17 protein-coding genes and 3 pseudogenes are annotated in these 20,637 nt (G+C 58.8%); 10 read left to right on the forward strand and 10 right to left on the reverse strand.

Features of this window, described 5'->3' with window-relative positions:
• Positions 1-42: 42 nt before the first annotated feature.
• From P6U16_RS00980 to coaD, 3 genes are read right to left on the reverse strand one after another with little or no spacing between them, the layout of a single operon-like run.
• Positions 43-552 (reverse strand): peptidylprolyl isomerase, encoded by a 510-nt coding sequence (locus tag P6U16_RS00980; RefSeq protein ID WP_277702269.1) that lies wholly within the window; start codon positions 550-552, stop codon positions 43-45.
• Positions 553-579: 27 nt separating this feature from the next.
• A complete protein-coding gene (locus P6U16_RS00985) occupies positions 580-1,149 on the reverse strand; it encodes a peptidylprolyl isomerase (protein ID WP_277702270.1) in 570 nt (189 codons plus the stop codon).
• Between the two features lie 34 nt (positions 1,150-1,183).
• The gene (gene coaD, locus P6U16_RS00990; protein ID WP_277702271.1) at positions 1,184-1,678 is read right to left on the reverse strand and encodes a pantetheine-phosphate adenylyltransferase; all 495 of its coding nucleotides are present in this window, start codon (positions 1,676-1,678) and stop codon (positions 1,184-1,186) included.
• 225 nt (positions 1,679-1,903) lie between these two features.
• Between coaD and P6U16_RS00995 the strand changes: the two genes are divergently transcribed.
• On the forward strand, positions 1,904-2,026 hold the full coding sequence (locus tag P6U16_RS00995) for a hypothetical protein (protein ID WP_277702272.1): 123 nt from the start codon (positions 1,904-1,906) through the stop codon (positions 2,024-2,026).
• Between the two features lie 11 nt (positions 2,027-2,037).
• Positions 2,038-2,196, forward strand: a complete 159-nt coding sequence (locus P6U16_RS01000; RefSeq protein ID WP_277702273.1) for a hypothetical protein — start codon at positions 2,038-2,040, stop codon at positions 2,194-2,196.
• A gap of 213 nt (positions 2,197-2,409) precedes the next feature.
• On the opposite strand, the gene gyrA is transcribed toward P6U16_RS01000, so the two are convergent.
• Positions 2,410-5,193 carry a DNA gyrase subunit A gene (gene gyrA / locus P6U16_RS01005; protein ID WP_277702274.1) on the reverse strand — a complete coding sequence of 928 codons (2,784 nt, stop codon included), beginning with the start codon at positions 5,191-5,193 and terminating at the stop codon, positions 2,410-2,412.
• A 232-nt stretch (positions 5,194-5,425) separates the two neighbouring features.
• On the opposite strand from gyrA, the gene P6U16_RS01010 reads away from it, so the two are divergent.
• Positions 5,426-6,055 carry a MarC family protein gene (locus P6U16_RS01010; protein ID WP_277702275.1) on the forward strand — a complete coding sequence of 210 codons (630 nt, stop codon included), beginning with the start codon at positions 5,426-5,428 and terminating at the stop codon, positions 6,053-6,055.
• An 88-nt stretch (positions 6,056-6,143) separates the two neighbouring features.
• Here P6U16_RS01010 and P6U16_RS01015 read toward each other — a convergent pair whose 3' ends face one another.
• Positions 6,144-6,668, reverse strand: coding sequence for a single-stranded DNA-binding protein (locus tag P6U16_RS01015; protein WP_277702276.1), 525 nt, complete (start codon positions 6,666-6,668; stop codon positions 6,144-6,146).
• Positions 6,669-6,938: 270 nt separating this feature from the next.
• On the opposite strand from P6U16_RS01015, the pseudogene uvrA reads away from it, so the two are divergent.
• Together uvrA and P6U16_RS01025 are read left to right on the forward strand one after the other, a co-directional pair.
• Positions 6,939-9,858 (forward strand): annotated as a pseudogene (uvrA, locus tag P6U16_RS01020) (excinuclease ABC subunit UvrA).
• Between the two features lie 22 nt (positions 9,859-9,880).
• Positions 9,881-10,683 (forward strand): annotated as a pseudogene (locus P6U16_RS01025) (DUF72 domain-containing protein).
• A 6-nt stretch (positions 10,684-10,689) separates the two neighbouring features.
• Here P6U16_RS01025 and P6U16_RS01030 read toward each other — a convergent pair.
• On the reverse strand, positions 10,690-12,168 hold the full coding sequence (locus P6U16_RS01030; RefSeq protein ID WP_277702277.1) for an NAD(P)H-hydrate dehydratase: 1,479 nt from the start codon (positions 12,166-12,168) through the stop codon (positions 10,690-10,692).
• Between the two features lie 338 nt (positions 12,169-12,506).
• Here P6U16_RS01030 and P6U16_RS01035 point away from each other — a divergent pair, with 338 nt between their 5' ends.
• A complete protein-coding gene (locus tag P6U16_RS01035; RefSeq protein WP_018324798.1) occupies positions 12,507-12,845 on the forward strand; it encodes a P-II family nitrogen regulator in 339 nt (112 codons plus the stop codon).
• Positions 12,846-12,899: 54 nt separating this feature from the next.
• Complete coding sequence (gene glnA, locus P6U16_RS01040; RefSeq protein ID WP_277702278.1) at positions 12,900-14,309, forward strand: type I glutamate--ammonia ligase; 1,410 nt, start codon at positions 12,900-12,902, stop codon at positions 14,307-14,309.
• Between the two features lie 103 nt (positions 14,310-14,412).
• Here glnA and P6U16_RS01045 read toward each other — a convergent pair whose 3' ends face one another.
• Both P6U16_RS01045 and P6U16_RS01050 read right to left on the reverse strand, forming a co-directional pair.
• Entirely contained in the window at positions 14,413-15,456 is a 1,044-nt protein-coding gene (locus P6U16_RS01045; RefSeq protein WP_277702279.1) for a TAXI family TRAP transporter solute-binding subunit, read from the reverse strand.
• Between the two features lie 49 nt (positions 15,457-15,505).
• Positions 15,506-16,516: a hypothetical protein gene (locus P6U16_RS01050; RefSeq protein ID WP_277702280.1), complete on the reverse strand. Its 1,011-nt coding sequence runs from the start codon at positions 16,514-16,516 to the stop codon at positions 15,506-15,508.
• Between the two features lie 208 nt (positions 16,517-16,724).
• Between P6U16_RS01050 and hspQ the strand changes: the two genes are divergently transcribed.
• Positions 16,725-17,054, forward strand: coding sequence for a heat shock protein HspQ (gene hspQ, locus P6U16_RS01055; protein WP_277703962.1), 330 nt, complete (start codon positions 16,725-16,727; stop codon positions 17,052-17,054).
• A 77-nt stretch (positions 17,055-17,131) separates the two neighbouring features.
• On the opposite strand, the gene P6U16_RS01060 is transcribed toward hspQ, so the two are convergent.
• Positions 17,132-17,761 (reverse strand): invasion associated locus B family protein, encoded by a 630-nt coding sequence (locus P6U16_RS01060; protein WP_277702281.1) that lies wholly within the window; start codon positions 17,759-17,761, stop codon positions 17,132-17,134.
• A 127-nt stretch (positions 17,762-17,888) separates the two neighbouring features.
• Positions 17,889-18,161, reverse strand: coding sequence for a hypothetical protein (locus P6U16_RS01065; protein ID WP_277702282.1), 273 nt, complete (start codon positions 18,159-18,161; stop codon positions 17,889-17,891).
• Positions 18,162-18,354: 193 nt separating this feature from the next.
• Between P6U16_RS01065 and P6U16_RS01070 the strand changes: the two are divergent.
• Positions 18,355-19,850, forward strand: a pseudogene (locus P6U16_RS01070) (extracellular solute-binding protein).
• A gap of 102 nt (positions 19,851-19,952) precedes the next feature.
• Positions 19,953-20,618, forward strand: coding sequence for a DsbA family oxidoreductase (locus P6U16_RS01075; RefSeq protein WP_277702283.1), 666 nt, complete (start codon positions 19,953-19,955; stop codon positions 20,616-20,618).
• Positions 20,619-20,637 lie beyond the last annotated feature (19 nt).

Below are 20,637 nucleotides of genomic sequence, written 5' to 3' on the forward strand. Positions count from 1 at the left end.
CCCTTCAAGGCGATCCGGGACGGGTTGTTGGCTTATCTTGAATCAGGCGTTGGCAGCAAGCTTCATCGAAACAATGCTGTCGGGATCCTTGACCGGCTCGCCGCGCTTCAGCTTGTCGACATTGTCCATGCCTTCGATGACTTGGCCCCAGACCGAATACTGCTTGTTCAGCCACGGGCTGTCGGTGAAGCAGATGAAGAACTGCGAATTGGCCGAGTTCGGCATCTGGCTGCGGGCCATGGAGCAGGTACCGCGCACATGGCTTGTCGCGGAAAATTCGGCCTTCAGGTCCGGCTTGTCGGAGCCGCCCATGCCGGCGCGGGCCGGGTTGAAGTCCTTGCCGCCTTTCTTGCCGAACTGCACATCGCCAGTCTGCGCCATGAAGTCGTCGATGACGCGGTGGAAGACGACGCCGTCATAGGCGCCCTCAGCGCAGAGTTCCTTGATGCGGGCAACGTGGCCCGGCGCCAGGTCCGGCAGAAGCTGAATAACGACCTGCCCCTTCGTGGTTTCGAGGATGACGGTGTTTTCGGGATCCTTGATCTCGGCCATGGTTTTCTCCTTGTGTTGTAGATATTCTTACTTGCCGACCTTGACGCTGATCATCCGGTCGGGATCGGTGACGGAGCCATTATTGGCTTCATCGCCCTTCTTGATCTTGTCGACATTCTCCATGCCCTCGACGACCTGACCGACGACCGTGTACTGGCCGTTCAGGAAATCGCCTGGTGCGAACATGATGAAAAACTGGGAATTAGCAGAGTTCGGATCCTGGCTGCGGGCCATGCCGACCGTGCCGCGAGCAAAGGGCTCCTGGCTGAACTCGGCCTCGACGTCCGGCTTCGAGGAGCCGCCCATGCCGGCCATGTCGCCCTTGAAGTCCTTCTCCATATTGCCGTACTGCACGTCGCCGGTCTGGGCCATGAAGCCCGGGATAACGCGGTGGAAGGCGACATTGTTATATTCGCCGGCTTCCGCCAGTTCCTTGATGCGGGCCACGTGCTTGGGCGCGAGGTCCGGACGCAGTTCGATGACGACAGGGCCGTCCTTCAGCGCGATCGTCAGATATTCCTTTGCCTGGGCGTAGGCGGAACCAGCGAAGGATGCCGCGAGCAGCGCGCCGGCGAAAGCGATTTGGAGGATTTTCATGGTAACTCCCGTGAAGATGGTGTGAAACAACGCGTCAGGATTTGCGTTTTGCGGCAAGCGCAGAGTGGACGACTTTCGGCACGAAGGCGGAAACATCGCCACCCATGGCCGCGATCTGGCGGACCAATGTGGCGGTAATGGGCCGCGAGGCCGTTCCGGCCGGAAGAAACAGGGTCTGGATATCCGGCGCCATCTGGCGGTTCATGCCGGCCATCTGCATCTCATAGTCGAGATCCGTTCCATCGCGCAGGCCACGCACCAAAAGCGACGCGCCATGGGCACGCGCTGCATCGACCACGAGCGTGTCGAAGGAGACAACCGAAATATCGCCCGCCCTGCCCGGCAGGAATTCGGCCAGCGATTGACGGATGAGAGCCGCCCGTTCCTCGAAGGTGAACAACGGCACTTTTCCGGGATGGATGCCGATCGCGACGATGACCTGTGCCGACACGTTCAGGGCCTGAACCAGCACGTCGAGATGGCCGTTCGTCATGGGATCAAACGATCCTGGGTAAAAAGCAGTGTTCATTGCGCCCTTTTCCATTTGGACAGCCTTTTGTCATGGACGGCGCACAACCGCAAGGGAGGCTTGAAACGGCAAAGCCATGTTCCCCGGAAACAACAGGCCTGCACGATGAACTTTATATGAAGGACATGTTCATGATCGCTTCAAACAGACTTTCTTAAAACAGCAACAACAGCGACCGGAACTTTTTGCAAACGACACCGTTACTCAGCTGAAAGGATCACGGCTATGGCAATTCTTCTTCTGTCGATCACAATGTTTTTCACCATGATCTTCGCAACTGTTAACGCGATCCGCAATGAATCGCGTGCGGAGAACGGCGCCATGCGTCAGCACAATCTGATGAAGTGAAAGGGATGCCGATGGCAATTGTCATGATGTTGGTATCCGCACTGATTAGTATCGTGTTCCTGTTTGATTTTGCCAAAACCATCCTCGAGCTGAAACGCGACAGGATGAGTATGAAAGACACGATGAGTATGAAAGACACGCGCCGGGACATTGGTGGGTTCAGCGTTTGATCAATCAACCACCTGATCTCGTGTCAAAAGTTTCGAACGACCGACAGCGAACCTCCAGCCGCTGTTGGAATTGAAAACCGGACGGTTCCCCTGCCAGTCCGGTTTTTCTTTGTCATTTTTTGTGATCCGCCGCAAATCCGTTCTGAAACGCGAAAAACCGGGCGATATGACCGCCCGGTTTTCATGTTTACGCTGACTATCGTTCGTACCAAACTATTCCGCCGAGGTGTCCGGTGCAGTCTCGCCTTCCGGCAGGTCTGCAACAGCAGCGACTTCCTCGTCCTCTTCAGGCTCCGGCTCGGAAATCCGTTCGACAGACACAACCTTCTCATCCTTGGCAGTCGAGAAGATCGTCACGCCCTTGGTGGCGCGGCTGGCGAGGCGGATGCCGCCGACGGGAACGCGGATGAGCTGGCCGCCATCGGAAACCAGCATGATCTGATCCGTGTCCTCGACCGGGAAGGCAGCGACGAGTTCGCCGATCTCGCCGGTTTTCGAGGTATCGGTGGCACGGATGCCCTTGCCGCCGCGGCCCGAAGTGCGGAAGTCGTAGGTCGAGGAGCGCTTGCCGAAGCCCTTGACCGAAACCGTCAACACGAACTGTTCACGGGCCTTCAGTTCCTCGTAGCGTTCATTGGTGAGTTCGCCCTCTTCCGCGACCTCCTCGCCGACCAGTGCGATTTCCTCATCTTCGCCGGTCGCCGCACGACGCTCGGCCGCAGCGCGCTTCAGGTAGGCTGCACGCTCCCACGGCTCGGCATCGACATGGCCGACAATGGTCATCGAGATGATCCGGTCGCCTTCGCCCAGCGTTATGCCGCGAACGCCGATCGAGTTGCGGCCGGCAAAGACGCGCACGTCATCGACAGAGAAGCGGATGCACTGGCCTAGCGCCGTCGTCAGAAGCACATCGTCATGTTCCGTGCAGGTCTCGACGGACAGGATTTCATCGCCCTCTTCCTCGAGCTTCATGGCGATCTTGCCATTGCGATTGACCTGGACGAAGTCCGACAGCTTGTTGCGCCGGACGGTGCCGCGCGTCGTCGAGAACATGACGTCGAGGTTTGCCCAGGTCGTCTCGTCCTCGGGCAGCGGCATGATCGTGGTAATGCGTTCGCCGGGCTCCAGCGGCAGCATGTTGATCAGCGCCTTGCCACGCGACTGCGGCGTGCCGATCGGCAGGCGCCAGACCTTTTCCTTGTAGACGATGCCGCGTGACGAGAAGAACAGCATCGGCGTATGCGTGTTTGCGACGAACAGGCGCGTGACGAAATCCTCGTCACGCGTGGCCATGCCCGAGCGGCCCTTGCCGCCGCGACGCTGGGCGCGATAGGTCGCCAGCGGCACGCGCTTGATGTAGCCGAGATGGGAGACGGTGATGACCATGTCTTCCTGGGCGATCAGGTCCTCGTCGTCCATATCCGGACCGCCTTCCATGATCTCGGTACGCCGGGGCGTGCCGAATTCGTCGCGGACGGCAGCAAGCTCGTCCTTGACGATGGTCATGATGCGGATGCGCGACGACAGGATGTCGAGGTAGTCGCTGATCTCAGCGCCGATCTTGTTCAGTTCGTCGCCGATTTCGTCGCGACCCAGCGCCGTCAGGCGGGCAAGGCGCAGTTCGAGGATCGCGCGGGCCTGCTCTTCCGAGAGATTGTAGGTCAGGTCATCGTTGATCCGGTGACGCGGATCGTCGATCAGGCGGATCAGGCTTTCGACATCGGCCGCCGGCCAGCGGCGCGTCATCAATTGCTCGCGCGCGGTTGCCGGATCCGGCGCACTGCGGATCAGCTTGATGATCTCGTCGATATTGGCAACGGCGATGGCGAGACCGACCAGGACGTGGGCGCGGTCGCGGGCCTTGCGCAAAAGATATTTCGTACGCCGGCTAACGACATCCTCGCGAAATGACACAAATGCGCGCAGCATGTCGAGCAGCGTCATCTGCTCCGGCTTGCCGCCATTCAGCGCCACCATGTTGCAGCCGAAGGAGGTCTGCAGCGGCGTGTAGCGATAAAGCTGGTTGAGGATTACCTCGGCATTGGCATCGCGCTTCAGTTCGACGACGACGCGGTAGCCCTGGCGGTCGGATTCGTCGCGCAGGTCGGAAATGCCCTCGATGCGCTTGTCCTTGACCAGTTCGGCCATCTTCTCGATCATCGTCGCCTTGTTCACCTGGAAGGGAACTTCGGTGATGATGATCTGCTCGCGGTCGCCGCGCATCGGCTCGATGGTGGCGCGGCCGCGCATGATGACCGAGCCACGGCCGGTCTCGTAGGCGGAACGCACGCCCGAGCGGCCGAGAATGAAGGCGCCGGTCGGGAAATCCGGACCCGGGATGATCTCCATCAGTTGCGGCAGTTCGATCCCCGGCTCGTCGATCAGCGCGATGCAGCCATTGATCACTTCGACCAGATTGTGCGGCGGAATATTCGTCGCCATGCCGACCGCGATGCCGCCGGCGCCATTGACCAAAAGGTTGGGGAACTTGGCTGGAACCACGACGGGTTCGGACATGGTGCCGTCATAGTTATCGCGGAAATCGACGGTTTCCTTGTCGAGATCGTCAAGGAGCGCATGCGCAGCCTTTTCGAGCCGGCATTCTGTGTAGCGCTGGGCGGCTGGCGGGTCGCCGTCGATCGAGCCGAAATTGCCCTGACCGTCGATCAGCGGCATGCGCAACGACCATGGCTGGGCCATACGAGCCAGTGCGTCGTAGATCGCCGAGTCGCCATGCGGGTGATATTTACCCATCACGTCACCCGTGACGCGGGCGCACTTTACGTATTTCTTGTTCCAGTCCAGCCCAAGCTCGTTCATCCCGTAAAGGATGCGCCTGTGGACGGGCTTCAGGCCATCTCGGACATCGGGAAGCGCGCGGCTGACGATAACGCTCATCGCGTAATCGAGATACGACCGCTGCATTTCTTCCATGATGGAAATAGGCTCGATGCCTGGTGGGTTCTTGCCGCCGCCGGGTGTGCTTTGTTCAGTCAATTGTGATCACGATCTTTGTTAAGAATCAGACAGATTTTTATAGCCGAATGCACCGGCCAGCGCCAATTTCGGCGCGGGGTTTTGAACAGCTTTTGACGCATCGGATGAAGGCCGCACAATCCGATGGCAAAAGCCTCTGCCCCTGATTAGCGCTCTTTCCATCCAAGGTCCACTCGCTTAACAATTGCGCACAAGTCCGGACAACGGACATCAATCCGAGAGGGGAACCCGGATGTTCAATGTCGATCTCTTGATCAATGCGCTGACAACCATCCTGGTGACCATCGACCCGCCGGGATTGGCGCCGATCTTTCTCAGCCTGACGGTTGGCATGACCCGCGCGCAACGCTTTCAGGTGGCCAGCCGCGGATCGCTGATCGCCTTCCTGATCCTGTCCGCCTTCGCCCTGTTCGGCAACGGCATCCTCGGGCTGCTCGGCATCTCGATCGGCGCTTTCCGGATTGCCGGCGGCCTTCTTCTCTTCTGGATTGCTTTTGAGATGATCTTCGAGAAGCGCAACGAGCGAAAGGAAAAGACCGGGGAAACCGCTGTTACCCTCGACCACATCCGCAATCTTGCGGTGTTTCCCCTTGCCCTGCCCCTGATCGCAGGCCCCGGCGCGATTTCCGCGACCATTCTTCTGTCGGGCACCTTTTCCTCGACCTTCGACAGGCTTCAGCTTCTCGTCGTGCTCGCAGTCTGCGTGGCGATCCTGTTTGCATTTCTCGTCATCGCAGAGCGGATCGACCGCTTCCTGGGGGCAACCGGGCGCGCGATCCTGACCCGCCTGCTCGGCGTCATCCTTGCTGCGCTCGCCGTGCAGTTCGTGGTGGACGGCATCAAGTCGACGATGCAGGGCTGACGGTGTCAGCGGCGTCAAAATGTCGGAGCCACCAAACATAAAAAGGGCCAGTTACCCGGCCCTTCTTCGCTTAAATTATAAAACCGGATCAGAACGGGATGTCATCATCCATGTCGCGCGAGAAGTTGGCGTTGCTGGAGCCGCTGGAGCGACCGGCTGGAGCCGAGGGACGATCGTAGTCATCGCCGCCGCCGAAATTGCCGCCGGCGCTGCTGCCATAGTCGGAGCCGCCGCGAGACGCGCCCGCACCCTGTCCGTCGCCACGACCGCCAAGCATGGTCAGCGTCGAATTGAAGCCCTGGAGCACAACTTCGGTCGAATAACGATCCTGGCCGTCCTTGTCCTGCCACTTGCGGGTCTGCAGCTGGCCCTCGATGTAAACCGTTGCGCCCTTTTTCAGATATTGCTCGGCGACCTTGCAGAGACCTTCATTGAAGATCACCACACGATGCCATTCGGTCTTTTCCTTGCGTTCGCCGGAATTGCGGTCGCGCCAGGATTCGGACGTGGCGATGTTGAGGTTGGCGATCGGCTTGCCGTCCTGCGTGCGACGGATTTCCGGGTCGGCCCCGAGGTTCCCGATCAAAATCACCTTGTTGACACTACCAGCCATCTCGCTTTTCCTGTTCATCCCGCCAGAGGCAAAAGCTCCGGCCGCCAAAATTTGAGAATGCGCATCTTAACGGCTGACAGCCGGGGATACGCCCAGCAAGTCGGACAATCCACAACAGATTTGCAATATTTGTTCTTTATTTGTTCTAGTAAATCCCTATTATCCTGTCAACCGACTCGGAAAGCCCATCTGATTTTGCCATTGCGCCTCGACATGCGCTCTGCCGTCCTTAAATAGGAAGCTTTCCAGGAACACCAAGAGCTGAGCACGATGAGCAAACTCGAGACCATTTCCATCCGCGGCGCGCGCGAGCACAATCTCAAGGGCATCGATCTCGACCTGCCGCGCAACAAGCTTATCGTGATGACCGGCCTGTCGGGCTCCGGCAAGTCGTCGCTCGCCTTCGACACGATCTATGCGGAAGGTCAGCGCCGCTATGTCGAGAGCCTGTCGGCCTATGCCCGCCAGTTTCTGGAAATGATGCAGAAGCCGGACGTCGATCAGATCGACGGCCTGTCGCCGGCGATTTCGATCGAGCAGAAGACGACCTCGCGCAACCCGCGCTCGACGGTCGGCACGGTTACGGAAATCTACGACTACATGCGTCTCTTGTTCGCCCGCGTCGGCGTGCCCTATTCGCCGGCGACAGGGCTGCCGATCGAAAGCCAGACCGTCAGCCAGATGGTCGACCGCGTTGTCGATTTCGGCGAGGGCACACGTCTTTATATCCTCGCGCCGATCGTGCGCGGCCGCAAGGGCGAGTACAAGAAGGAACTCGCCGATCTGATGAAGAAGGGCTTCCAGCGCGTCAAGATCGACGGACAATTCTACGAGATTGCCGAAGCGCCGGTGCTGGACAAGAAATACAAGCACGATATTGATGTCGTGGTTGATCGCGTTGTTGTCCGCTCGGACCTGACTGCGCGGCTTGCCGACAGTCTCGAGACCTGCCTGCGGCTTGCCGATGGCCTGGCGATCGCCGAGTTCGCCGACAAGCCCTTGCCGCCGGAGGAAACCTCTGCCGGCGGATCAGCCAACAAATCGCTGAACGATACGCATGAGCGCGTGATGTTCTCGGAAAAATTCGCTTGCCCCGTATCCGGTTTCACCATTCCGGAAATCGAACCGCGGCTGTTCTCGTTCAACAATCCCTTCGGCGCCTGCCCGACCTGCGACGGTCTCGGCAGCCAGCAGAAGATCGATGAGGCGATGATCGTTCCGGAGCCTGAGCGCACGCTGAAGAACGGCGCCATCGCCCCCTGGGCGAAGTCGTCCTCACCCTATTACAACCAGACGCTCGAAGCGCTCGGCAAGGCCTTCGGCTTCAAGCTGTCAAGCAAATGGACGGAGCTGTCCGAGAAGGCCCAGCATGCGATCCTGCATGGCACAGAGGAAAAGATCGTCTTCCATTACGAGGACGGCGCCCGCTCCTACAACACCACCAAGACTTTCGAAGGCATCGTGCCGAATCTCGAGCGGCGCTGGAAGGAAACCGACAGCGCCTGGGCGCGTGAGGAAATCGAACGCTACATGTCGGCCGCGCCCTGCCCGGCCTGCAACGGTTTCCGTCTGAAGCCGGAAGCGCTGGCGGTGAAGATTAACAAGCTGCAGATCGGCCAAGTCACGCAGATGTCGATCCGCATTGCACGCGACTGGTTCGAGGCGCTGCCGGGCCATATGAACGCCAAGCAGAACGAGATCGCGGTTCGCATCCTCAAGGAAATCCGCGAGCGTCTGCGCTTTCTCAATGATGTGGGGCTTGAATATCTGAGCCTGTCGCGCAATTCCGGTACGCTTTCGGGCGGGGAGAGCCAGCGTATTCGTCTCGCCTCGCAGATTGGCTCGGGGCTTACAGGCGTGCTGTACGTGCTGGACGAGCCCTCGATCGGTCTGCACCAGCGCGACAATGCCCGCCTGCTCGATACGCTGCGCCACCTGCGCGATATTGGCAACACTGTGATCGTGGTGGAGCATGACGAAGACGCGATCATGACGGCCGACTACGTTGTCGACATCGGACCGGCGGCCGGTATTCATGGTGGCGAAGTGGTGGCGCAGGGGACGCCGGCGGAAATTCTGGCCAATCCGAAGTCGCTGACCGGCAAATATCTGTCCGGCGAACTGTCGGTTGCCGTACCGGCAGAGCGACGCAAAGCGAAAAAGAAAAGGAAATCACCGTCGTCGGCGCCCGCGCCAACAATCTCAAGAATGTCACGGCCTCCATTCCGCTCGGCATTTTCACGGCGGTCACGGGCGTTTCGGGTGGCGGAAAGTCGACCTTCCTGATCGAGACGCTCTACAAGTCGGCGGCGCGGCGCATCATGGGGGCGCGCGAAAATCCGGCCGAACACGACCGGATCGACGGCTTCGAGCATATCGACAAGGTCATAGATATCGACCAGTCGCCGATTGGCCGCACGCCGCGCTCCAACCCGGCCACCTATACCGGCGCCTTCACACCCATCCGCGACTGGTTTGCCGGCCTGCCGGAAGCAAAGACGCGCGGCTACCAGCCGGGCCGCTTCTCCTTCAACGTCAAGGGCGGACGCTGCGAGGCCTGTCAGGGCGACGGCGTCATCAAGATCGAGATGCACTTCCTGCCGGATGTCTACGTCACCTGCGACGTCTGCCACGGCAAGCGTTACAACCGCGAAACGCTCGACGTGCATTTCAAGGGCAAGTCGATCGCCGACGTGCTCGACATGACTGTCGAGGAAGGCGTCGAATTCTTCGCAGCCGTGCCCGCCGTGCGCGACAAGCTGCAGGCGCTTGCCGGCGTCGGCCTCGGCTATATCAAGGTCGGCCAGCAGGCCAATACGCTGTCCGGGGCGAAGCCCAGCGCATCAAGCTGGCCAAGGAACTGTCGAAGCGGTCCACCGGCCGCACGCTCTATATCCTGGACGAGCCGACCACAGGCCTGCATTTCCACGATGTCGCCAAGCTTCTGGAAGTGCTGCACGAACTGGTCAACCAGGGCAATACGGTCGTCGTCATCGAGCACAATCTGGAGGTCGTTAAAACCGCCGACTGGGTGATCGATTTCGGCCCGGAAGGCGGCGATGGCGGCGGCGAAGTCGTGGCGGTCGGCACGCCCGAGCAGATCGTCAAGGAAACACGTTCCCATACTGGTGCGTTTCTCAAGGAGCTGCTGGAACGCCGGCCGATCCGTAAGGCGGAAGCGGCCGAGTGACAACGAAGGCGGGAGGCAACACATGAGCAAATCCGGAACGATCCGTTGCGGTATCGGCGGCTGGACGTTTGATCCCTGGGAGGGGACTTTCTACCCTGAGAAACTGTCGAAGAAGCGGCAGTTGGAATATGCCAGCAGCCAGTTGAAGGTGATCGAGGTCAACGGCACCTATTATGGCTCGCAGAAGCCCGAGACCTTTGCCAAATGGGCCTCCGAAGTGCCTGACGATTTCGTCTTTTCACTGAAGGCCAGCCGATTTGCCACCAACAAGAAGGTGCTGGCGGAAGCAGGAGAATCGATCGAACGATTTCTCGGCCAGGGTTTGACAGAACTGGGACCGCATCTGGGGCCGATCCTCTGGCAGTTCATGCCGACCAAGAAATTCGACGCGGACGATTTCGGCGCCTTTCTGGCGTTGCTGCCGGAAAAGCAGGATGGCCTGACGCTGCGCCATGTGGTCGAGGTGCGCCATGAGTCTTTCCGCGTCCCGGAATTCACGAACCTGCTCGCCAAGCACAAGGTCGCCGTCGTCTGTGCCGACCACGCGGAGTATCCGATGATCGCCGATGTGACCGGTGACTTCGTTTATGCGCGGCTGCAGACGGGCAGCGATGATGTGGAGACCTGTTACGACGAACAGCGGCTGGATCTATGGGCCAAGCGGCTGAAGGCATGGTCCGAAGGGGAGATATCGCCGATCTCGCCCATGCCGATCCCGATCGCTCGATCGAGAACAAGCCGCGCGACGTCTATGCCTTCTTCATCACCGAGGGCAAGGTCAATGCGCCGAACGGCGCGCGGGCTTTGCAGAAGCGAGTGGATTGACAGCGCTTATGGGTGCAGCGGCCGGATAGCCTGTACCAGCGTTTCGGCCGTCAGCCCCTCGCCCGCTTCTTTGCCAGCCTCGCCGTGGCGCCAGACCCCGGCCGCGGCGGATTCAAAGGCCGGCATGCCCTGCGCCAGATGGGCGCCGATGATGCCGGCCAGCACATCGCCGGAACCGGCGGTGGCAAGCCATGGCGGCGCGTTGGTGTTGATCACGGCACGACCGTCCGGGTCGGCAATCACCGTATCCGCACCCTTGAAGACGATGACGGCATGGCTGCGGCGGGCGGCGGCAATGGCCCGCTCGACCTTTGAGAGCGCCGGATTCTTTGCTAGGTCCGGAAACAGCCGCGCAAATTCACCATCATGCGGCGTCATCACCAGCCGTGTCGTACCTTCGGCGAAAAGATCGAACAGCGCCTCCGGATCATCTCTAAACGCCGTGATGCCGTCTGCATCGAGCACCAAGTGACGATTCCGCAGCAGAGCGACATATTCGTGTGCCTTTGCCATATCGCCGAAGGCAGGTCCGAGCACGAAAGCGCTGATGCGCTTGTCTTCCAGCCAGGTTTTGAGATCGGAAGCAGTCTCGACCATTTTCAGCATCACGGCAGTCAGATGCGCGGCATTGGCCGGTACGGCGGCGTCCGGCGTTGCCAATGTCACGAGACCGGCGCCGGAGGCCAAGCCAGCGCTTGCAGACAGCCGGGCAGCACCCGTCGATAGCGGCCCACCGGAAAAGACTGCCAAATGGCCGCGTTTGTATTTATGCGCCGAAGCGTCGAGAACTGTCGCCTGTTTGCGCCAGATTTGCGGCGTGTTTTCCCGCAGACTGCCGTGATGGGCATCGACGATCCGCTGCGGAATGCCGATATCGATCACCTCGAGCGCGCCGCAGAGCGTGCGACCTGGCAGAAGCAGGTGGCCGGGTTTGCGGGCAACGAAGGTGACCGTCCGGCATGCCGCAAAACTTTCCCCCAGCACGCCACCCGTACGGCCATCGACGCCGGAGGGCAGATCGACGGCAAGCACCGGCAGGTCCAATGCAGTAACATGCCGCATGACGGTGGCGACTTCGTCAGGAACACTGCGCGAAAGCCCTGCCCCGAACAGCGCGTCGATGATTACGTCCCCCGGCAAGGGTATAAATGAAGCAAGCAGCGCAGGTTTTAGCGGGCATTGGTCATGCGCGCGTGCGGCATCCCCGCGGAGTGAAAGCGGATCACCCAGAGCAAATACAGCGGTGCCTGCACCGCTCTCGGCAATTCGAGCCGCGGCAATGTAGCCGTCGCCGCCATTGTTGCCCGGACCGCAGAGGACCACAAACCGCAGCGCGTCCGGAAAGTGCCTGAGAGCTGCCGCAGCAACTGCCGAACCGGCCGCCGCCATCAAGCCGAAACTGTCGAGGCCCGACGCGGCCGCGGCTTTGTCGATCGCAGCCATTTCCGTAGGCGATATGACTGCAGAGACAAGGTTCGGGCTCATATTTCATCAATCTATCGAACCGAGAGGCGAAAACAAGGATGTTGCTGCACCAAAAATGTTCAATTATTGTGCATTTGCACATATTTACGCACAAATATGATGCTTAACAAATAATCACAGCACTACATGCCCTTGACGTCCCCATTGTTTTCCGGGAATTTGCACAAAATTGGCAAAATCGTCTGGTTTTTTCCTCGAAATAGCAGATGATCTCGCCAGCGCAGGAGGATTTTGCCCAAATCTGCTCGTCATTTGGCGAGTCTGGCATGCAAAGTGCATATTTGTGGGCGGGCGGGGATGTTCCTGCTTTAACGAAAGAAGCGGAGAGACATTTTCTCATGAAAAAGATCGAAGCGATCATCAAGCCCTTCAAGCTCGATGAAGTGAAGGAAGCTCTTCAGGAAGTTGGCCTGCAGGGTATCACCGTCACCGAAGCGAAGGGTTTTGGACGCCAGAAGGGCCATACCGAGCTTTATCGCGGGGCGGAATATGTCGTCGACTTCCTGCCGAAGGTGAAAGTCGAGGTCGTGCTGGCAGACGAAAATGCGGAGGCCGTAATCGAGGCCATTCGCAACGCTGCCCAGACAGGGCGTATTGGCGACGGGAAAATCTTCGTCTCCAACATAGAGGAAGTCATCCGGATTCGCACGGGCGAAACCGGCATCGACGCCATCTAGTTGCCTGGCTTGGCCGGGCTTTCCATATGGTCATCGTAAAAGGGATATAAGAAAATGACGACTGCAAAAGATATTCTGAAGCAGATCAAGGATAACGACGTGAAATTCGTCGACCTGCGCTTTACCGATCCAAAGGGAAAGCTGCAGCACGTGACGATGGACGTCGTCTGCGTCGACGAAGACATGTTTGCCGATGGCGTCATGTTCGACGGATCCTCGATCGCCGGCTGGAAGGCCATCAACGAATCCGACATGGTGCTGATGCCGGATGTCGAGACGGCGCATATGGACCCCTTCTTCGCCCAGTCGACGATGGTCCTCATCTGCGACATTCTCGATCCGGTTTCCGGCGAAGCCTATAACCGCGATCCGCGCACCACTGCCAAAAAGGCCGAAGCCTATCTCAAGGCATCCGGCATCGGCGACACGATCTTCGTTGGCCCGGAAGCCGAATTCTTCGTCTTCGACGACGTCAAGTACAAGGCCGACCCGTACAACACGGGCTTCAAGCTCGACTCGACCGAACTGCCGTCGAACGATGACACCGACTACGAAACAGGCAACCTCGGTCACCGCCCGCGCGTCAAGGGCGGCTATTTCCCGGTTCCGCCGATCGACAGCGCCCAGGACATGCGCTCCGAAATGCTGACGGTCCTGTCGGAAATGGGCGTCGTCGTCGAAAAGCATCACCATGAAGTGGCCGCCGCCCAGCACGAGCTTGGCGTCAAGTTCGATCACCTGACCCGCAATGCCGACAAGATGCAGATCTACAAGTACGTCGTGCATCAGGTCGCCAATGCCTATGGCAAGACAGCAACCTTCATGCCGAAGCCGATTTTCGGCGACAACGGCTCGGGCATGCACGTGCATCTGTCGATCTGGAAGGACGGCAAGCCGACCTTCGCCGGCGACGAATATGCCGGTCTGTCGGAAAGCTGCCTGTTCTTCATCGGCGGCATCATCAAGCATGCCAAGGCGCTGAATGCCTTCACCAATCCCTCGACGAATTCCTACAAGCGCCTTGTGCCCGGTTATGAAGCGCCGGTCCTTTTGGCCTACTCCGCCCGCAATCGGTCCGCATCGTGCCGCATTCCGTTCGGCTCGAACCCGAAGGCAAAGCGCGTCGAAGTTCGGTTCCCGGATCCGATGGCAAATCCGTACCTCGCCTTCGCCGCCATGCTCATGGCCGGCCTTGATGGTATCAAGAACAAGATCCATCCCGGCAAGGCCATGGACAAGGATCTTTACGACCTGCCGCCGAAGGAACTGAAGAAGATCCCGACGGTTTGCGGTTCGCTGCGTGAAGCGCTCGAAAGCGTCGACAAGGATCGCAAGTTCCTGACCGCCGGCGGCGTGTTCGACGACGACCAGATCGACAGCTTCATCGAGCTGAAGATGGCCGAAGTCATGCGTTTCGAAATGACGCCGCACCCGGTCGAGTACGACATGTACTACTCGTCCTAACGGCCCCAGCCACCGTGACCCGTCGCGCGACGGGTCCGACATACAAAAATGCCCGGCCTCTCGCGAAGCCGGGCATTTTTGATTTGGATATTAAAAGCGGCTTTTAATTCTGCTTCAGGCGTTGCTTGAGGAGATTGAGGTATTCCTCATTGACATCGTTCGTTTCGGCCGTCGGCTCCTCGATTGCAGCGGTACATTTCGGCTTGTAATCCATCGCCATACCGGCCTTCACACAGACGCCGACCTGCCACCCCGGCGGCAGCGCGGTCAGGTCGACATCCTTCCATTTCGGATGCCCGGTCGCCTGCAGCTTGTCCAGATTGTTTATGATGAGACTGGAGAAGTCCGACACGGCATTGCAGCTTTCTCGCTGATATGCGTTGCGCTTGACGTCGTAGTCAAAAGTCATCATCACCGCTTTCACGGCGATCAGATCGACCGCGGCCTGCTGGAAAGAATAGGTCCCTGCATTGATGCGCGACGGGGTATAGGTCGCCAGCAGCGGTGCCTCGGTGATCGGCAGAAGATGGAATTTCGCACCATCGATCGGATTTTTCGTGAAGAGCGCCGCCGGAGCTCCCGCCACATAGAAGAAGGCGTCGATCTCACCGGAAACCAGTTTCGGCAAGGCCGCGTCGGGATTGAGCGGCACGCGTTCGCCGGTCTTCACCTGCAGAATATCGAGAATGAGCGAGGCCGTCAGGAACGTACCGCTGTCCTTGACGCCAATTGCAACCTTCTTGCCGGACAGATCCTTCATACCGGCAATGTCCTTGCGCGCCAGAACATGGATTTCTTCATTGTAAAGCGGGAACATGATGCGCACGCCGCGCACCGCCTGCTGCACCTCGGCATCCCCTGCCTCGAAGGTTTTTAGATATTCCAGCACATCGCTCTGGACGATACCGAACTGGGTGTTGCGGCGGTTGCGCACGCCGACGAAATTTTCGAGCGATCCGGCCGATTCCTTGACATTGAGGGTCAGCCCGCAAGTCTTGCCGATCGTGGCAACGTCGCGGCCGATCTGGATATAGGTGCCCTGCGGTCCGCCGGTCATGATGTTCTTTTCGAATTCGGCAGCCGATGCCGGCGCAAGGCCAACCACGAGTGACAATAGGGCGGTGGCAACAATCCGTCTCAGGCCCATGGGCTTCTCCTGCAATGATGGCATAAACGCTTGGCGTGCCTGAACTCTATCAGCAATCGCTCTTCAGGTCGCGCATCAGATTGCGCATGACAATCACAGGCACCCGCTCGAAAACACTCTCCAGAGCCTCGGTCACACAGGTGCCGGAAACAAGCTTTTCCTTCAACCCCGCCGTCTTCTCGGCATCGAGATTGCCCAAACCCGGCGTCAGTCGAAGCGCTGTTTCAACGGACGCTTCAAGGCGCGCTTTTAAAACAGGCGGTTCATCAACCACCTTCACTTGGCTTGCAGGATCCCGGCTGGTTGTGACAGGTTGGCTTTCGGGCACAACGGTCGTGTTTGCGCCTGTCTCTGTAGATGCCGGAGTTTCCGTCGCACGATTTGCCGCGGCGAGCCTTGCCTCCAGAGCAGCGACCTTGCGGCGCTCATCGGCAAGCGCAGCCTCAAGCGTGGAAATGGCGCTGTCCCGGGATTTTCCGATCTCCGCTTTCAACGCGGCAATCGCCGTCTCCGCCTCTTGGGACTGCAGGACCACCGCCTTTTGCGCCCGGTCGCGCTCCTCGGCGGTCTTTGCCGCCAGGTTCTGGGCGGCGGCCAGATCGCCGCTTAAGTTCCGGCGTTCCGCATCGATATCCCGGACCCGCTTTTCAAGAGACTGCACGGTCTGCTTAGACGATTCCAGTTCGCCGCTGATCTTGGCAATCGTTCCAGCGTAGTCGTCAGCCGCCTTGGCCGATTGCGATTTCAGATCGGCAAACTGCCTTTCGAGCTCGGAAATATCGGCATCGCGCTTATCGAGCAGCCGATTGAGTTTCGGCACTTCATTGAGCTTCAGCTCTGCAAACTCCTTTTCCAGCTCACCCGCCCAATCACCGGAGTTCTCTCGGAAGGTCTTCATATCCTTGGCAAGCTTGTCACGCTCCGCCGTGAGCTTGCCGATCGCCGTGGTGAGATCGATGTTCTCGAGGTTCACCGCAGCAATTTCGGCCTGCATCGTCTGCCGCGCGAACCAAAGATACACACCGCCGCCAACGATGACCAAGCAAAGGAATGCGGGCAACAGAAATCCAGGAGACCCGCCGGTCCGCGGCTGGTTGTCGCGCCCCCATTGATTGCTCATATCGCGGCCCCCTCTGTTTGCTGTTATTCCTGAGGTACGACGAAATCAGAGACGAGGCAAGTAACCGCGGTGATCAACCTCAAGCAGGCGTCACTATTGATGTTTGGGCAAAAAACACCACATAATAAGGCGAAAGGAACCTATCATGATGAAACAGAGAGATGCAAAATTTCAGATTGGCCAGGTTGTCCGCCACAGGATTTTCCCGTTCCGTGGCGTTATTTTTGATGTCGATCCGGAGTTTTCCAATACGGAAGAGTGGTGGAACGCAATCCCAAGCGAGATTCGCCCGAGCAAGGACCAGCCCTTCTATCACCTTTTGGCCGAGAACGAGGAGACGGAATATGTCGCCTATGTTTCAGAGCAGAATCTGATTTCCGACGAAAGCGGCCTGCCGCTTCGCCACTCCCAGGTGAATGCGTTTTTTGATGCAGAGGCTGTCGGACAGTACAAGCCGAAGGCTGTCGTACAGCATTAAGAATCCGCCAATTTTGACAATAAAAAACCCGGCCACGCCTGCGTGACCGGGTTTTTCTATCGAACTATGCCGACTTATCAGTTGGCTTTTGCAGCCTTCTGAGCTTCTTCCAGCTTCTTGCGGGCGTCTTCAGCCTTCTTCTGCATTTCTTCCTGCAGAAGGCGCTGGCGCTCTTCCAGCTTGGATTGTTCGATCGGCTCGCCATCGAAAACTCCGGTGAAGCCTTCGAGAGACATCTTGATCGGGTTTGGTGCGCGCTGGAAATTGGCCGAAGTGAAAACCACTTCGCTGCCCTTCTTCAGGTTGGCAATCGTTGCATCGCTGAGCGGCACTTCGGCGACGCACTTGTCCGGCATGCAGATGGCGTAGTCGAGCTTTACACCCTTGCCACCGTCGATCTGCATCTGGATTCCCGGCGGAATGAGGCGGGCCGAAGGAACCGACACCTGCATGATCTTGCGGTTGACCTTGCCCTGCACGGTGATGAGGCCAACAGCGGTGATCAACTGGCCATTGTTGGCGGTCAGAAGGTTCTGAACGATGCAGACATCGTTGTCTTCCTGTTTGGTGCAGACCTTAAACCAGCCTTGCGGCGGTTTGCCCTGGGCCTGCTGGGCAAAGGACGCAGTTGGAGCGGCCGCTGCGGCAACCGAAAGCGCGAATGCGGACAAGGCCAGCTTGCTCGTGAAGTTTGATTTGAAGATCATAACGATATCCGTCTCCTGAATTCCGGTCCCTGAGCAGTCTGGTGCCGCTCGCCCTATGAGGTCGATTGCCCGCTTCCCTGTTGGGAAAATAAGGCAATTGCATGACCCCTCTCTCCGGAGACACCTGTTACAATGCGTTGGCGCGGATATCCAGCCTTTCCTTCCATTTTTTACCAAACCCGATAGGCAAATTAAAAGTGCCAACGGTTGGAAATGTCTCGCATCGTGATAATTTGCGGGGAATCAGGAAAACGGTCGGGAAGTGGGAGGCGGATTTGCGCGCATTGTTGTTGGGTTTGGTCTCCTTGTGTTTGACCTTTGGCGGCACAGCGGCAGCGCGGGCTGAACCGGTCCACGGTTTAGCGATGCACGGGCAACCCGCCTTGCCCGCCGATTTCAAGAATTTTCCCTACGCCAATCCAGCCGTCAAGAAGGGCGGCAAGATAGCCTATGGCGTGATCGGCACGTTTGACAGCCTCAACCCCTTCATCCTGAAAAGCATGCGCACCACGGCGCGCGGCATGCTCGACCCGGAATTCGGCAACCTCGTCTATGATTCCCTGATGCAGCGTTCGCGCGACGAAGCTTTCTCGATGTACGGTCTTCTCGCGGAAACGGTCGAATGGGATGACGATCGCACGTTCATCCAGTTCAATCTGAACCCGAAGGCGAAATGGGCCGATGGCCAGCCCGTCACACCGGAAGATGTGATGTTCACCTTTGAACTCTGGCGCGACAAGGGGCGTGTTCCGTTCAGCACACGCCTTGCCAAGGTCGCCAAGATGGAGAAGGTCGGAGACCGTTCTGTCCGGTTTACCTTCAACGATGAAAGCGACCGGGAGTTTCCGCTACTGCTCGCCCTCTCCCCGATCCTCCCGAAACACGCGATAGACCCGGCAACCTTCGATCAGTCTTCCCTGAAGCCACCGCTCGGATCGGGTCCCTACCAGGTCAGCGATGTGAAACCCGGCGAAAAGATCGTCTACAAGCGCAATCCGGACTATTGGGCGAAGGACCTGCCATCCAAGGTCGGATTCGACAATTACGACGAGATTTCGGTTGAGTATTTTCTTCAGGAAAATTCACTGTTCGAAGCCTTCAAGAAGGGGAAATCGACTTCTACGCCGAAGGGAGCCCGACAAAATGGGCCCGCAGCTACAATTTCCCGGCGGTCCAGTCCGGGGAGGTGGTGAAGGAGACCTTCACGCCGAAGACGCCCTCGGGTATGCTCGGCTTCGTATTCAACACGCGGCGTTCGATCTTTTCAAACGTCCAGCTGCGGCAGGGACTGGCCCTGGTCTTCGATTTCGAATGGGTCAACAAGAACCTGTTCGACGGTGCTTACACCCGCACCCAGAGCTATTGGCAGAACTCCACCCTCTCCTATCTCGGCGTTGCTGCTGATGATCGCGAACTGGGGCTTCTCGGCGATATCCGCAACAGGATCAATCCATCCGTGCTCGACGGCAGTTACCGTCTGCCGGTGACGGATGCCTCGGGTCGCGATCGCAATGTCCTGCGCGAGGCGGTGACGCTGCTGCGTGAAGCCGGCTATGGCATCAAGGACGGCAAGATGGTCAACGAGCAGGGCCAGCCTCTCACCTTCGAGATCATGACCCAGAACGAAGGGCAGGAAAAATTTGCCCTCGCCTATCAGCGTTTCCTGGCATCACTCGGCATTGCCGTGACCGTGCGCACGGTTGACGATTCGCAGTACCAGCAGCGCAGCCAGTCCTTCGACTATGACGTGATCATCAAGTCCTTCGCCTCGTCGCTGTCTCCCGGCATCGAACAGATGAACCGCTGGTCGTCGCAATCGCGCGATCGCGAAGGCACCGACAATTTTGCAGGCGTCGCCGACAAGGATGTCGATACGCTGATCAACAACATCGTCCAAGCCCGTGCCGTGGAGGATTTCACCGCATCAGTCCGCGCGCTTGATCGCATGCTCATCTCGAATTTCTATGTCGTGCCGCTCTACCACATCGGCGCGCAATGGGTGGCCCGCCACAAGCATATCGGCCATCCCAACACCGTGCCGCTTTACGGCTACCAGCTGCCGACATGGTGGGACGAGCGGGTTCAATAAAACACGGGAAAAGCTCTCGGTATACTTTTGGTAACGCATTGAAAGCGGCTCTTTGGAGGATTAAGTCGCAAGGCAGCCCGTTGTCAGCGAAAGGATGCGCCCGTGGAAACCGTAACTGTCGATGTCGTTTCAGACGTCGTTTGCCCCTGGTGCTATCTCGGCAAGGCGCGCCTTGACCGGGCCATTGCCGACATTGCGGATGACATCGCGGTTTCCGTCAACTGGCGTCCCTATCAATTGAACCCGGATATTCCGCCTGAAGGCGTCGACCACAAGGCGCATCTGGCCGCGAAACTCGGCGGACAGACAGCTGTTGATCGGGCCCATGAAATGCTGGAGGGGCTGGGGCGAGCCGATGGCATCGCTTTCGATTTCGAGGCCGTGAAGATCAGCCCCAACACGCTGGATGCCCACCGGTTGATGCGCTGGGCGCTTACCCATGGACCAGACACGCAGAACACCGTCGCGACCCTGCTTTTCAAGGCGAATTTCGAAGAGGGCCGCAATGTCGGCGATCCGGAGGTGCTTCTGGATATAGCCGCGGACGCAGGCATGGAGCGCCCGGTGATTGCCGCGCTGCTCGCATCCGATGCCGACAAGGACACCGTCAGCGCCGAAATCGAGACGGCCCGCGGCATGGGCGTCACCGGCGTACCCTGCTTCATCCTTGACGGACAGTACGCCGTGATGGGTGCGCAATCCACCGAGGTTCTGGCCAATGCCCTGCGCGACATCGCCAGGATGAAGACGGAGGCGGCATCGGCATAAGCCGAGGGCGCCATGTTCC

The organism is Rhizobium sp. 32-5/1, assembly GCF_029537235.1.
Taxonomy (GTDB): domain Bacteria; phylum Pseudomonadota; class Alphaproteobacteria; order Rhizobiales; family Rhizobiaceae; genus Pararhizobium.